The organism is Nitratifractor sp. (assembly GCF_015487065.1).
GTDB lineage: Bacteria > Campylobacterota > Campylobacteria > Campylobacterales > Sulfurovaceae > Nitratifractor.
In genome coordinates this window covers 12,857-25,622 of the sequence record NZ_WFQN01000137.1, presented here as the reverse complement: position 1 = coordinate 25,622, position 12,766 = coordinate 12,857, and the positions used below count along the sequence as shown (strand labels likewise).

Genomic DNA, 12,766 nt, shown 5'->3' with positions numbered 1-12,766 from the left:
CTGCTCTTCCGAAGAAGCCTCCACAAACTTCGGTAGAGCTTCCCCTCTTATTCAGATGATTTGCCTGTCAATTACTGACAACCGACACACTCCATACTGCGATCTTCGACCCCTTCTTCTGCTGCAACCGCTTCCGGAGACTGGCTTCGCAGGTAGTAGGTGGATTTCAGACCGAATTTCCAGGCTTCCATATAGATCTCGTTGAGATAGCGGCCGCTGGCCTTGTCGAGGCTGATGAAGATATTGAGGCTCTGCCCCTGATCGATCCACTTTTGGCGAATCGCTCCGGCTCGGATCAATAGACGCTGATCCAGCTCATAACTCGGCGTATAATAAGCCCAGGTATCCGGATTGAGATTGGGAACGACAACGGGAATCATCCCGGAAAGATTCTCTTCGAACCATTTGCGTTTGTAAACCGGCTCGATCGCCTGGGTGGTTCCCGTGAGAATGGAGATGGAACTGGTGGGGGCGATCGCCATCAGATAACCGTTGCGCATACCGTCTTTTTTGACCTTCTCTTTCAACGCCATCCAGTCGTGGGTATAGCCGAAGAGCCCTCCCCTGTCAACCAGTTTACATGCCTCGGGATTGGCTTTGTCGATGGGGAAGATCCCCTTGGACCAGTCGGAGCCCTCAAAATTGGGATAGGTCCCCTTCTCCAGCGCCAGATCACTGGAGGCTTTGATAGCATAGTAGCTGATCGATTCCATCACTTCGTCGATCTTGTGGAAATGTTCGTTACTTCCCCACTCGATTCCCGATTCGGCCAGCATCTGGGCCTCTCCCATGACCCCCAGACCGATGGAACGGCTCTTCTGGTTGGTCTTTTTGACCTTGGCGAGGGGATAGAAATTGAGGTCGATGACATTGTCAAGCATCCGGATCGCCGTCGGAACGACCCGGGCGATATCCTCGGGGGTATTGATCTTGGAGAGGTTGACAGAGGCCAGGTTGCAGACGGCGGTTTCACCGTCCACGGCCTCCTTCTCCACCATCCAGATCTTTTTGCCTCCTAGAGTATCCAGGGCGGTGATCTTTTTGGCGGGTTTGGTGACACCGTTGTCAACCGTTACCTCTTCCTCCTCCTCGAAATAGCTCACCGTCTGATCCTCGAAGATGATCTTCATCCGGTAGTGGTTGGGCGACGTGTTCTGGAAGATTTCGGTACAGAGATTGGAACTGCGGATAATCCCGGCATGACGGTTGGGATTGGCCCGGTTGGCGGCATCTTTGAAGCAGAGGAAGGGGTTGCCGGTCTCGAAATAGCTGCGCAGCACCTCTTTCCAGAGCTGTTTGGCCGAGATCACTTCTCGGGTCAGACTCTCGTCCTGCTCCAGTTCCTCATAGCGTTTCTCGAACTCTTCACCGTAAAGTTCTGTCAACTCCTTGACCTCATAAGGATCAAAAAGTGTCCAGGTCGCATCTTCCGCCACACGTTTCATAAAAAGATCGTTGATCCAGAGAGCGGGGAAGAGATCGTGGGCACGACGGCGCTCTTCGCCGGAATTTTTCTTGAGATCCAGGAAATCGCGTACGTCGATATGCCAGGGCTCGATATAGACGGCGATCGCTCCCTTGCGGGTGCCGAGCTGATCGACGGCGATGGCCACGTCGTTGGCGATCTTGAGGAAGGGGACGATCCCGCCGGCAGCGTGTTTGTGCCCGTCGATATAGGAACCCATCCCCCGCACCTGGGTCCAGTCCCAGCCGATCCCGCCGCCGAACTTGGAGAGCAGCGCCATCTCTTTGTACCCGTCGAAGATCCCTTCGATATTGTCGGGGGTGGAACCGATATAGCAGGAGCTGAGCTGATGGCGGGTAGTCCGGGCGTTGGAGAGGGTGGGCGTGGCCGCCATCACCTCGAACTTGCTGAGAATATCGTAGAACTTCTTCGCCCAGGTCTGACAGTCAAACTCGTTCTGGGCCAGGAACATCGCCACCGCCATAAAGAGATGCTGGGGCAACTCGATAGGCTGGCCGTTGCGGTCCTTGATGAGATAGCGGTCGTAGAGGGTACGAATTCCCAGATAGGTAAACTGCAGATCCCTCTCGGGCTTGATGTAGTCATTCAGATCATCCAGATCATACTTCTCTTTAAGCCCCAGAAGAATCCGCCCCTCCTTCTCACCCCTCTCGAAATAGTCCCGCAGATGGATATAGCCGGTGAAACCCGAGACCTTGTGATAGAGATCGTAAAGAAAGAGACGGGCGGCGACAAAAGTCCAATTGGGTTGATCGATGTCGATCTTGTCCACCGCCGTTTTGATGAGGGTAAGCTGGATATCCTCCGTCTTGATCATATCCTGAAACTGAAGCTTGGCATCGACCTCCAACTCGCTCTGGCTCACACCATCAAGGCCTTCGACGGCGGCGGAGGTATATTTCTGGATTTTGGAGACATCCAGGGGTTCGACTCTTCCGTTACGTTTGACGACTCTGATCATTCTCGCTCCTGAGGGGGAAGTCTCTTTTGCATTCAGTAAGTGCTTAATTGGAAATCCGGTCTTAACTCTTGGAAAATCAGGTAAAACCGTGCAGCTTTTTGTGCAAAACAGGTAGGTGGATTTTACTCAAAAACAACTGATGGTCATGTTAAAAATGGAGGGGGGAAAGGCAGAAGTTTTATAACATTTTATAATGAAATCTATGGGCTCTCCAGAGGGCCCATGAGATGGGTTTTTCAGTCTTCTTTTCCAAAAACCCTTTCAAAAATACGATCGACATTTTTGGTGTAGTAGCTGTAGTCAAAGGCCTCCCGGATCTGTTCTTCACTCAATTTGCTGCGCAGTTCCTCATCGGCCAGAAGGTACTGCAGGAAGAGGCTCTCTCCCCTCTCATTGACGGGAGGCTTGCCCTGCTGGAGTGCCTCCCAGACCTTCATGGCGTTGCGCTGGACAATCTTGTAGGCCTGCTCACGGCTCACGCCCGCTTTGGGCAGCTCCAGCAGAATCCGCTGGCTGAAGACCAGCCCGCCGGTGCGGTTGAGGTTTTTGAGCATATTCTCGGGCATCACCGTGAGGTTGGCGATGACATTGTTGAAGCGGTGAAGCATGAAGTCCGAAGTAACGAAACTGTCGGGGAGCCAGAAGCGTTCGGTAGAGCTGTGGGAGATATCCCGCTCGTGCCAGAGGGCGACATTCTCCATGGCCGGAATGACATAGGCCCGGATGATCCGGGCCAGGCCGGTGATGTTCTCTGTGAGGATCGGGTTACGTTTGTGGGGCATGGCCGAAGAGCCCTTCTGCCCCTTGGCGAAATACTCCTCGGCTTCATAGACCTCGGTCCGCTGCCAGTGACGTACCTGAACGGCGAACTTTTCGATGGAGCTGGCCAACAAGGCCAGGGCCGAAGCCAGCCGGGCATAACGGTCCCGCTGGATCACCTGGTTGCTCACCGGTGCCGGTTTGAGCCCCAGCTCTTCACAGGCGATCTCCTCCAGCTCCAGGGGAGCGTGGGCAAAGTTGCCCATGGCACCGCTGATCTGTCCTACGGCAATCACCTCCATGGTCTGCTCCAGGTTCTCCAGGTGCCGTCGCAGTTCGTCGTACCAGACCGCCAGGACGAGACCGAAGGTAATGGGCTCACCGTGAATTCCGTGGCTGCGCCCCACCATCAGGGTATATTTGTGCTCCATGGCCCGCTTTTTGACCGATTCCATCACCATCTTCACATCCTCGATGATGAGTTCGAGAGAATCTCGCATCTGGAGCGCCACGGCGGTATCGACCGTATCGGAACTGGTCATCCCGTAGTGGAACCAGCGACTCTCCTCCCCCAGGCTCTCGGCGACACTGGTAGTAAAGGCGATGAGATCGTGCCGGGTCTCCGCCTCGATCTCGTCGATACGTTCGACGGAGAAGGTAGCGTTCTCGACGATCTTCCTGGCATCTTCGTCGGGGATCAGTCCCAGTTTGTTCCAGGCTTTGACTACCGCCTTCTCCACCTCCAGCCAGGCGGCATAGCGGGCGTGCTGCGTCCACTTCTCTTTCATCTCTTTGCGTGCATATCGTTCTACCACTTCCTACCCTTTCACGGTGTATCTTCACAGGAAACATCCAGCCCAATAGACCAATAACCAATACACCAATAACAAAATAAAATTGGCTAATATTCTACTCAAATCCCCGTGAAGGAGTCCTGATTGCCCTTTGTTCAACGCACCTTTTTCCTGGAAGAAGAACAGCTCGCCTTCGTCTGGCTGATGCGCACCTTCGGAATCACCCAGGGGGAGGCCCAGCGGATCATCGACCGGGGACGTCTGCTCTGTCACGGAGAGACCCTGCCGGACAAATCGGCCCGGATCTCCGGCGAAGTGGAGGTGGTCTATTTCGAACCCCAAAGCCGAGGTAACGCTCCGATCCTGAGCACGCCTGATTTCTATCTTTTCGACAAGCCAAGCGGCATTCTGGTCCATCCCAAAAAAATGACAACCCCCTACTCCATGCTTGACGAGGTCCGCCATTTCGGCGGGCAGCACGCCAACGCCGTCCACCGAATCGACAAAGAGACCTCCGGCCTGCTCCTGGCCAGCCGCCACAAAGAGGCCGAACGTTTCCTCAAGGGCGCTTTCGAACGCAAAGCGATCCAAAAGAGCTATCGGGCCTGGGTCCAGGGCAGAGTCGAAAAAGCCTTCAGCGTCGACGCCCCGATCCTCCTCAACGACGACTACGGCCCCACAAAACATAAAGTCTTCATCCACGATCAGGGGAAACGGGCCTACACTTCATTCATGCCGCTACAGTACGACGAGAGGCTCGATGCCACCCTCCTGGAGTGCATTCCCCATACCGGCCGCACCCACCAGATCCGCATCCATTTGTTTCACGTGAAACATCCTATCCTGGGCGATCCCATCTATGGCACAAGCTACGAAACAGCTGAAGCCTATCTGGAGGAGCGCCTCAGCCCTGAAGAACGGCAACGCCACACCGGAGCCGACCGGTTGATGCTCCACGCCTATTCGGTAGAGTTCAATTACAAACAACACTGGAAACTCTTTAGCCGCAACGACTTTTCTCAGGAAAAAACAGCGATTGCCCCACCCGGTAAGAGAGAATTCAATTTGACGAACGGATGGAAGATAGAGACTGAAAAGCCTGAAGAGGTCTTGTCATAGAAATGGTCATTTGTCACTGGCCATTGGTCATTGGGAATTGGGCAAAAAACTTGCATTTATTAACTCGGCGTGGTTTTTTGTACCAGGAAGGCAGAACTTATTACGGCAATGCAGGGCTAAAGCCCTGCCTCCAATGTTGGGATAATATCCACCGGAGTAATACTGGCTTATCCCACGCGGATTCTACTGCAACATTCAGACGGGCAAAAAGGTGCCTAAGGCACTTACCAGTAACCAATAACCAATGACTACTTTATTTATCACTCCGAATCACAATAATAAACCCAATGACTCCCACGACTACCACACCGCCGATAATAATATAGAGCGCCAAATCTACCGGTGTCATCTTCCCACTCCTTCACTGAGTTTCTGTTCACGCAATTGCCCGCAGGCGGCAGAGATATCCAGGCCTTTGGATTCCCGGATCGTACAAAGAACCCCTTTGCCCAGGAGATATTCCTGGAAACGGCGCATGTCCTCCGGTTCGGGACGCTGGAAATCGGTACCCGGATAGGGGTTGAAGTAGATCAGGTTGACTTTGGCCTTGATACCGTTGAGCAGTTTGACCAGTTTTTTCGCCGCTGCGATATCGTCGTTGACATCTTTGATGACAAGATATTCGAAGAGGACCTTTTTGCGCTGGTTGACAGGGAAATTGCGTACCGCCTCCATGATCGAGGCAATGTTATAGGCCTTGTTGATCGGCATGAGCTGTTGACGAAGCTCATCGTCTACCGCATGAAGACTGATCGCCAGGTTGATCCCCAGATCCATTTTGCCGAGTCTTTCAATTTTGATGCTCAACCCCGAGGTCGAGATGGTCTGGCGGTTGGGGGAGATGCTCATCCCGTCCATATCGGAAAAAATCTTTACCGCCTTGGCCACGTTGTCAAGGTTGTCCAGCGGCTCTCCCATTCCCATATAGACCAGGTTGACACGATGATTGGAAGGGATCGCCTGATCCTTGTAGATCTCTAGGACCTGATCCACGATCTCCCCGGCACTTAGGTTCCGAATGAATCCCCCTTTGGCCGTCAGACAGAAAGCACACCCCACTTTGCAACCGACCTGGGAAGAGATACAGACGGTATAGCGGCGATGGTGTTTGAGGGTGCCGTCTTCATGATACTCGGCTTCCTTCATCAGCAAAAGCACTGCCTCGACCGTATGCCCGTCATGGAGGCGAAAAAGGTATTTGATGCTGCCGTCCCGACTCTCCTGCTTTGAAACCATCTCCAGAGGATGAAACTCATACTTCTCTTCCAGTTCCTGACGGAGTGATTTGGGCAGGTTGGCCATCTCCTCGAAACGGTCGACGTGTTTGTGATAGATCCAGTTATAGATCTGTTTGGCGCGGAAAGAAGGCTGGACCTCTTTGGAGAGTTCCTCTTTTGTGTAATCATGGATAATCTTTTTCATTGCCTTTTGCCTATTTCTTTTTTTGAACCGTCGGGCTCACTTCAAAAGACCTTTCTCTTTGAGATACTCTTCGAGTCGGGTCATCGCCTCTGTCTGATTCTTCAGAAAATCCTCGTGAGCCTTTTCGTCACAGTAGTTGGTGACACAGAAAACACCTCCGGCCGGGATGCCGAAAGTCTTGGCCACCGCCAAGACCGAAAAGAATTCCATATTCTCCAGCTCCAGGCGACGGGAAAGGAAACGTTTGGCCATTTCCGGATCGGTCGTGATGTAGTTGGACGAGTTGACGATTGTTTCACGTGAAACATCCTCGGCGGCAGAAACCACATTGTTGATGGGGGTATAGGCACTGCCCAGCAGTAGTCCCTGCTCCACATTGGCGGCCGTTTTGGATTCGACAATATCGAAGATTCCATGATTTCCATAACTTCCCGCCGTCCCAACAAAGAGGAGAAACTCGGGAGCCTCCATCGTCGCCAGACGGGTCAGATTGATCGCCGCCTCTACCATCCCTACTCCGATCGGCAGCGCAAATTCAAACTGTTCACTGTTTCCGGCACAGAGAAACATCACTACAGCCTCACCGGAATATTACGGGATTTGAGATAGCGCTTCAGGTCCATGATATCGATCTCCCGGAAATGGAAGATACTCGCGGCCAATGCGGCATCGGCTTTGCCGATAGTAAATGCCTCCTCGATATGCCGCATCGTCCCGGCACCGCCGCTGGCGATGATGGGAAGGGGTGCCACTTCGCCGATACGGCGGTTGAGCTCGTTGTCGAAACCCGCTTTGGTCCCGTCGGCATCCATGGAGGTCACCAGCAGCTCTCCCGCTCCCCGGTTGTAAGCTTCCCGGGCCCACTCGACGGCATCGATACCCGTATCCTGCCGCCCACCGTGGGTAAAGATGTGCCAACGGCCCTCTCCTACCCGTTTGGCGTCGATAGCCACGACAATGCACTGGGAACCGAAACGTTTGGCCCCCTCTTCGATGAAAGCGGGGCGCTTGATGGCGGCGGAGTTGACGCTGACCTTGTCACACCCTGCATCCAGCAGCCGGTAGATATCCTCCAGTTCCCGGATCCCCCCGCCGACGGTCAGGGGAATAAAGACCTCTTTGGCTACCTGCCGGACCACCTCAACCATCGTTCCCCGCTCCTCGTGGGTTGCCGTGATATCGAGAAAGGTGAGCTCATCCGCCCCCTCTTCGTTGTAGCGTCGAGCCACCTCGACAGGATCTCCCGCATCCCGAAGGTTGACGAAGTTCACCCCCTTCACGACCCGGCCGGCATTGACATCGAGGCAGGGAATTATACGTTTTGCAAAGGTTTCCATACCTTCTTTCTCCCTATGAGTTTCATAAGATTATATCGAAGATCGATACTCCCCCATTCAAAACATCACCTCTTTTTTCAGAATAAGAGGGTTCAAAAGAAAACTCTAAAATATTTGGAAGAGAACGCTCCCCGAAGCGTAATGGTGATGAGTCGTAGAGGGACCGGAAGTTGCGAGAGGATGAGAGGAGAACTGACGATAATTCTCCTATGCTGCGATTTCAAAATTTCACGGGTTTGCGATTTTTGGATACCGAAGTGCTGTTGCAAAAGTTCATAGGCATCTTTATCTTCTCCCGAGTAACGCAACGCATCCTGCGTCAAAAAGAGTGAATTGCTCAACTCTGTCCGCATGCGGGAAGCGATATATTGAGCCATCGTTATATTTTGTTCTCTAATCTTTAGCAGGCCGAGGATTACAAGAGAGATCAACATGACAGAAATAAGGATTTCGATGAGAGTAAAGGCTTTTCGCTGGCGTATCTTCAAAAAATATCCCCTATGTCCCGGAGGCGATCCCGGTTTCGCAACCAGTAGTCGCGTGCCTCCTCCAGGCTGTTGAAGTTTTCGACTTTACCAAAGAAAGAGGGAACGAAATAAAACATCTCCCCTTTTTGCAGGATCATCTGATCGTTGCTTCCATTGGGAAAGTATCGGAAACGCAGGCAGACGGGCTGATCCTGATAGCGGCCGAACTCAAGCCGGACAGGTTCCAGGTAGCCATTGAGCGAATAAGCTTTCAGCGGCGGCAAAGTATAAGGTGCGGCATTCATGGTCCCCTGCGGAGTATGGAAAAAACATTGCCGGCATTCATCGATGCAGACCAACTCTGCCCAGGGGTAAAAAGAGCCCGGCGCAATTTTTTTGAGCCTCGCAGGGGTTATCTGTTCTCCCTTTTCTCCACGCTTACCGGATTTGGAAAGGGACAAAGTAATCAACAGCGTAAAAATGGAGAGGAGAAGAATAACGATCAGGAGTTCCAACAGCGTAAAGGCTCTACGAACGCCTTCTCGGGATAGAATGCCCCTTATTTTTGACATTTGCTGTAATAGATATCGGCCGCTTCCCCTTCGCCCCCCTCTTTCCTGTCTGCTCCGAAACTGATAAGATCGAAAGTATTATCTTTTTTGATATAGGTAAACGGATTGCGCCAGGAGTCCTTGGGAAGTTTTTCGAGATAAGGCTGCGTGGAGTAGTTGGGATATTTATCGGGGTCGGGATTCTTCAAAAGTGCCTGAAGCCCCTCCTCCGTATCGGGATAGCTTCCGTTATCCAACTTAAACATCTTCAGGGCCTGGGCGACGCTGCTCATTTGGGTGCAGACCAAATCCCTTTTGGCCTTTTCCCCGGCTCCGATAAGGTTGGGAGCGACAAAAGCTGCCAAAATCCCCAGAATCAATATGACGACCAAAAGTTCCAATAGACTAAATGCTTTTTTCATACTTATCCAACCTTTGAGGTAAAACTGTCTATAATATTATACCATTAGAGATTTTATGGGAATTGCACTTTGAGGATGTTGAGAATGAGACGGGGGGTGACATTGTTGATCACCCTATCGGTCATCGCGGCGATGGGGTCACTGATTGCCCTGCTTTACGGCTACATCGAACATACACGCCAAAAAGCGGCGGATCAAAGTGCACTATTGCAGGCATCTCTCCTGAAAAATGATCTCAAAATGCTGCTGAGCAAGTATCTAAACAGTAAAAACCTCTCCACGTTCTACACCATCCCTCTGACTATCAATTCACAGGAGGCCGGCTATTCGGCTCAATTATACTGCCGACCTCTACTCAGCACCATCCCCATAGAATGGCTGGGTTCCAAGGTCAAAAAAACCCATCCGCCCTTTTACCGTCTGGCCAAAGAGATCTTGGAAAACCTCATCGATTCATCAGAACTCAAAGAACCAAACCGACTTTTTGATATGATACTGGAAAGTTTGCTTACAGATGAAGTTCGGGGAGAAGGGAAGTGGCTGAAAGAGCGGGGAGACGCACTGAGCTTCCGAAGGTTTGAAGAGCTACTTGATCGGTACAGATTCGAGGCGGATGATCCGAAGGTGGAAGATATTCGATGGAGAAATTACTTCAACTTCACGCCGATCGGGGATGTAATGAAATTGGAAAGAGACTCTCTTACTCCGGAGTTGCTCGCCTATTTTTACGGTCTGGACGCCGACGAAGTGAAAAGGGAACGTTCCGAGGGGAACCTGAAGGCCCTTCTCGATGAGTATGCCGACACCAACAAACGCTATGACTGGCTCTTTGCAAAGGGTTTGTCTCCTGTGATGCATTGCGATGTAATTTTCGGCTATCAGGAGAGGGAATATCATCTTGGTTTCGACTATTTAAACAAAAGGGTGGAAAATTTTGACTTTTATCGATAAGAAGAAAAAACTCTTTTTCTTATCCCGAGGGACGACACACACTCTCTCGGCACGAGAGCCCTTTGACCTTCTGCTGTCCCCCCAATTTTATCTGATGCAGAAGAAACGTCTGACGATCCGATTTGGCTTTGAGGCCAAGCGGCTGGCCCCCTCCATCCTGGAAGAGCTCGGAGCCAAACCTGACTGGCAATTTGAAGTCTTTAAAGAAGATGAAGATTGGGTATTCGTAGCTTACGACCCCACGGAGGTAGAAAAGGCACTTGGAAGCTTGGGCCTGGAGACAACGCGGGTGCACCGTGTTTTTTTCGCCCAACAGATAGCCACACAGCTCCAACGGCCTCTGCGAGTCGGTGAAGAAGAGCTTTTGACACTCATCGAGGGCACCGTTGTTATCCTTCCCCCTTCCCTCCTTCCTGTCGCATCAGCGATAGATGATTTGCCGGGAATCGAAAATATTTCCCGACCGGAAAAGGGATTTTCCTTCCCCTTTTCCTCCGGCGGAAAATGGATCAGTACGGAGGAGCTTATGCTGCTGACCGCGCTTCTATTCATTTTGGGATTTATCTGGACCGTCGAGGGGTTGCACTACCGAAAAGAGGTCCGCAACCTGGAGAACTCGCTTCATCGGTGGGGAAAAGATTACCCTCGATTGGAGAACCCTATCCTCCGTGATAATATTTATCATAAATATGCGAATATTGACAAACATCAACGCCAACTCAGAGAGACCTTGAAAAAGATAGGGAGTTTGACCAGCAAGGATTCAAAATTGACCTCGCTGAAGATGGATCAAAAGGGGTATACCGTTGCCATCGAGACCCATGGAGCAAAGAAAAATGAGGTAATGGCTCTTTCCCAAAGAATCGGCTTCACTCCCAAAAGTAACAAAGATGAAATTATTCTGCATGGAGCCTGGGATAAATGAGTCAACGAAACCTCCTGCTCCTCGGATTGGCATTGGCTATTACGTTGGCAGCTTTTCTCTTTAAAACCGTTCAACACCGTGAATTGGAACAGAAGCAGAAACAGACGCAAATCGCTCTCGCTCAGATTCAAAAGACGGTGGCACTCGAAAAGATCTGGAGAGGAAAAGGCCTTCCCAAAAAGCTCGATAGATTGAAAAATGAATTCCCGAAAGAAAAGATCAAAGCGTTCCGCTTCAAACACAAAAAAGCCGCCATCGCTTTTCAAAACCTCTCGGGGAGAGAGCTTAACCGCCTCGTGTCAAAACTTGCCTCCCTTCCCTTGCAATTCAAGACCCTGGTTATCGAACGACAAAAGGATCGATATAGCATGGAGTGCACATGTCTTTGGTAAAAAAAGGACTCATTGTCCTGTTGACAACCTGGCTTGCTATCATCTTTTTCGCTCCCAAACGAGAGATCTGCTATTATCTCCAAAACAGACTTACCCAGGCAGGATTTACTGTGTCGCTTGAAAAGATTTCGGAAAAGCCGCTGGGAATCGAAATAGGAAAAGCAACCATCATTTTCCCTGACAAAAATCAATTTTCATTTGAAAACGTGACACTTTGGACATTACTTTTCTATACACACTTCCGAATCAAAGAGCTCAAACTCTCATACGGAGCTTCCCGACTTCCTCTGATTCTTGGAGAGGTCAAGGGGTATTATGCATTGTGGGATCCTTTTGAGATACTCTTCAAAGGCACCGGTGCCGCTGCCCAAATCGAGGGCGTACTGAATCTCAAAGAGCGCGTGCTCTCTTTTCACCTAAAAGGAGAGAAGAGATATCTCAGTACTCCGGGTCCCCATCTCAAAAAAGACAAAGAGGGGTGGTTCTTTGAAGACAGATACTGAACGTACGAAGTGGTTACCCTCTTTATTGCTCATACTCGGAACCGTCATACTGATCAAACTGATCTGGGTAAGCCTGGAAATATTTTATCTCCCTTCATACGCACCTGAGAAGAAGAGTTCCACGCAGGCCAAAGCTCTCCGCTATCATTTGTCTATCGCTTCCAATGCGTCACTCCATCAACGAAAACAAGAGTTGACAGCCCATAAAATCACCTCTTTGAAGGGGTATACACTGGAGGCGACCTACCTTGACAGCAAAGTGCATCTGGCCGTTGTCAGCCTCAGAGGACACGCTTTTGTCCTGAGGGAGGGCGACCGGATTCAAGGAGGTTTTCTCCTCAAAAAGGTAGAATCCGGAAAGGTCATTTTCGAAAAAGATGGGCATAATTATATTTTGAAAATGAAACAGGGGAAGAAGGAGACCCTTTCCTTCCCCAACACGATACATTATGCACGCCTCTTCACTCGGAGAGTGCACCTCGATTCGGGAAATAGATTCCCTGTCCCCTGCTTCCCATCGATGGAAAATATCAACGACCGGTCGGGAGCCTCTTTGTCAAGTGAAATGCCCCCCCTTTGGGAAGCCTTTCATGTATAACGTGAAGGAATATCCCGAACACAGAAACGGAAAGATACTGCATAACGGCAGACAATAAGAGAGTGAGGCAAAACGGAAC

Annotated in this window: 14 protein-coding genes; 6 read left to right on the top strand and 8 right to left on the bottom strand. The window is 51.0% G+C overall.

From position 1 onward, the window contains the following. Nucleotides 1-71: 71 nt before the first annotated feature. Together F8I07_RS07365 and purB are read right to left on the bottom strand one after the other, a co-directional pair. Entirely contained in the window at nucleotides 72-2,447 is a 2,376-nt protein-coding gene (locus F8I07_RS07365; protein WP_292657773.1) for a ribonucleoside-diphosphate reductase subunit alpha, read from the bottom strand. Nucleotides 2,448-2,683: 236 nt separating this feature from the next. Beyond that, a complete protein-coding gene (gene purB, locus F8I07_RS07360; RefSeq protein WP_292657770.1) occupies nucleotides 2,684-4,021 on the bottom strand; it encodes an adenylosuccinate lyase in 1,338 nt (445 codons plus the stop codon). Nucleotides 4,022-4,144: 123 nt separating this feature from the next. On the opposite strand from purB, the gene F8I07_RS07355 reads away from it, so the two are divergent. Further along, on the top strand, nucleotides 4,145-5,119 hold the full coding sequence (locus F8I07_RS07355; RefSeq protein ID WP_292657768.1) for an RluA family pseudouridine synthase: 975 nt from the start codon (nucleotides 4,145-4,147) through the stop codon (nucleotides 5,117-5,119). Between the two features lie 345 nt (nucleotides 5,120-5,464). Here F8I07_RS07355 and rlmN read toward each other — a convergent pair whose 3' ends face one another. The 6 genes from rlmN to gspG form a co-directional block, all read right to left on the bottom strand. After that, complete coding sequence (gene rlmN / locus F8I07_RS07350) at nucleotides 5,465-6,541, bottom strand: 23S rRNA (adenine(2503)-C(2))-methyltransferase RlmN (protein WP_292657765.1); 1,077 nt, start codon at nucleotides 6,539-6,541, stop codon at nucleotides 5,465-5,467. Nucleotides 6,542-6,577: 36 nt separating this feature from the next. Continuing rightward, on the bottom strand, nucleotides 6,578-7,111 hold the full coding sequence (locus tag F8I07_RS07345) for a purine-nucleoside phosphorylase (RefSeq protein WP_292657763.1): 534 nt from the start codon (nucleotides 7,109-7,111) through the stop codon (nucleotides 6,578-6,580). A 2-nt stretch (nucleotides 7,112-7,113) separates the two neighbouring features. Then, nucleotides 7,114-7,878, bottom strand: a complete 765-nt coding sequence (gene hisF / locus F8I07_RS07340; protein WP_292657761.1) for an imidazole glycerol phosphate synthase subunit HisF — start codon at nucleotides 7,876-7,878, stop codon at nucleotides 7,114-7,116. Between the two features lie 92 nt (nucleotides 7,879-7,970). Then, complete coding sequence (locus F8I07_RS07335; RefSeq protein ID WP_292657759.1) at nucleotides 7,971-8,366, bottom strand: prepilin-type N-terminal cleavage/methylation domain-containing protein; 396 nt, start codon at nucleotides 8,364-8,366, stop codon at nucleotides 7,971-7,973. Further along, nucleotides 8,363-8,917: a prepilin-type N-terminal cleavage/methylation domain-containing protein gene (locus F8I07_RS07330; protein ID WP_292657757.1), complete on the bottom strand. Its 555-nt coding sequence runs from the start codon at nucleotides 8,915-8,917 to the stop codon at nucleotides 8,363-8,365. The genes F8I07_RS07335 and F8I07_RS07330 overlap by 4 nt, the downstream gene beginning before the upstream one ends. Then, nucleotides 8,905-9,318 carry a type II secretion system major pseudopilin GspG gene (gspG, locus tag F8I07_RS07325; protein ID WP_292657755.1) on the bottom strand — a complete coding sequence of 138 codons (414 nt, stop codon included), beginning with the start codon at nucleotides 9,316-9,318 and terminating at the stop codon, nucleotides 8,905-8,907. The genes F8I07_RS07330 and gspG overlap by 13 nt, the downstream gene beginning before the upstream one ends. 96 nt (nucleotides 9,319-9,414) lie before the next feature. On the opposite strand from gspG, the gene F8I07_RS07320 reads away from it, so the two are divergent. From F8I07_RS07320 to F8I07_RS07300, 5 genes are read left to right on the top strand one after another with little or no spacing between them, the layout of a single operon-like run. Continuing rightward, on the top strand, nucleotides 9,415-10,269 hold the full coding sequence (locus tag F8I07_RS07320) for a hypothetical protein (protein WP_292657753.1): 855 nt from the start codon (nucleotides 9,415-9,417) through the stop codon (nucleotides 10,267-10,269). After that, entirely contained in the window at nucleotides 10,253-11,194 is a 942-nt protein-coding gene (locus tag F8I07_RS07315) for a hypothetical protein (protein WP_292657749.1), read from the top strand. The genes F8I07_RS07320 and F8I07_RS07315 overlap by 17 nt, the downstream gene beginning before the upstream one ends. Next, nucleotides 11,191-11,586 (top strand): hypothetical protein, encoded by a 396-nt coding sequence (locus F8I07_RS07310; protein WP_292657746.1) that lies wholly within the window; start codon nucleotides 11,191-11,193, stop codon nucleotides 11,584-11,586. Before F8I07_RS07315 ends, F8I07_RS07310 begins: the two co-directional genes overlap by 4 nt. Continuing rightward, nucleotides 11,574-12,089 carry a hypothetical protein gene (locus F8I07_RS07305; RefSeq protein ID WP_292657743.1) on the top strand — a complete coding sequence of 172 codons (516 nt, stop codon included), beginning with the start codon at nucleotides 11,574-11,576 and terminating at the stop codon, nucleotides 12,087-12,089. The genes F8I07_RS07310 and F8I07_RS07305 overlap by 13 nt, the downstream gene beginning before the upstream one ends. Beyond that, nucleotides 12,073-12,687, top strand: coding sequence for a hypothetical protein (locus F8I07_RS07300; RefSeq protein ID WP_292657742.1), 615 nt, complete (start codon nucleotides 12,073-12,075; stop codon nucleotides 12,685-12,687). Before F8I07_RS07305 ends, F8I07_RS07300 begins: the two co-directional genes overlap by 17 nt. Nucleotides 12,688-12,766: the final 79 nt, after the last annotated feature.

Bases quoted from the DNA above. Each gene is read 5' to 3' on its own strand.
- F8I07_RS07365 (WP_292657773.1), bottom strand. From the start codon at position 2,447: ATGATCAGAGTCGTCAAACGTAACGGAAGAGTCGAACCCCTGGATGTC.
- rlmN (WP_292657765.1), bottom strand. From the start codon at position 6,541: ATGAAAAAGATTATCCATGATTACACAAAAGAGGAACTCTCCAAAGAG.
- F8I07_RS07345 (WP_292657763.1), bottom strand. From the start codon at position 7,111: ATGTTTCTCTGTGCCGGAAACAGTGAACAGTTTGAATTTGCGCTGCCG.
- hisF (WP_292657761.1), bottom strand. From the start codon at position 7,878: ATGGAAACCTTTGCAAAACGTATAATTCCCTGCCTCGATGTCAATGCC.
- F8I07_RS07330 (WP_292657757.1), bottom strand. From the start codon at position 8,917: ATGTCAAAAATAAGGGGCATTCTATCCCGAGAAGGCGTTCGTAGAGCC.
- gspG (WP_292657755.1), bottom strand. From the start codon at position 9,318: ATGAAAAAAGCATTTAGTCTATTGGAACTTTTGGTCGTCATATTGATT.
- F8I07_RS07310 (WP_292657746.1), top strand. From the start codon at position 11,191: ATGAGTCAACGAAACCTCCTGCTCCTCGGATTGGCATTGGCTATTACG.
- F8I07_RS07305 (WP_292657743.1), top strand. From the start codon at position 11,574: ATGTCTTTGGTAAAAAAAGGACTCATTGTCCTGTTGACAACCTGGCTT.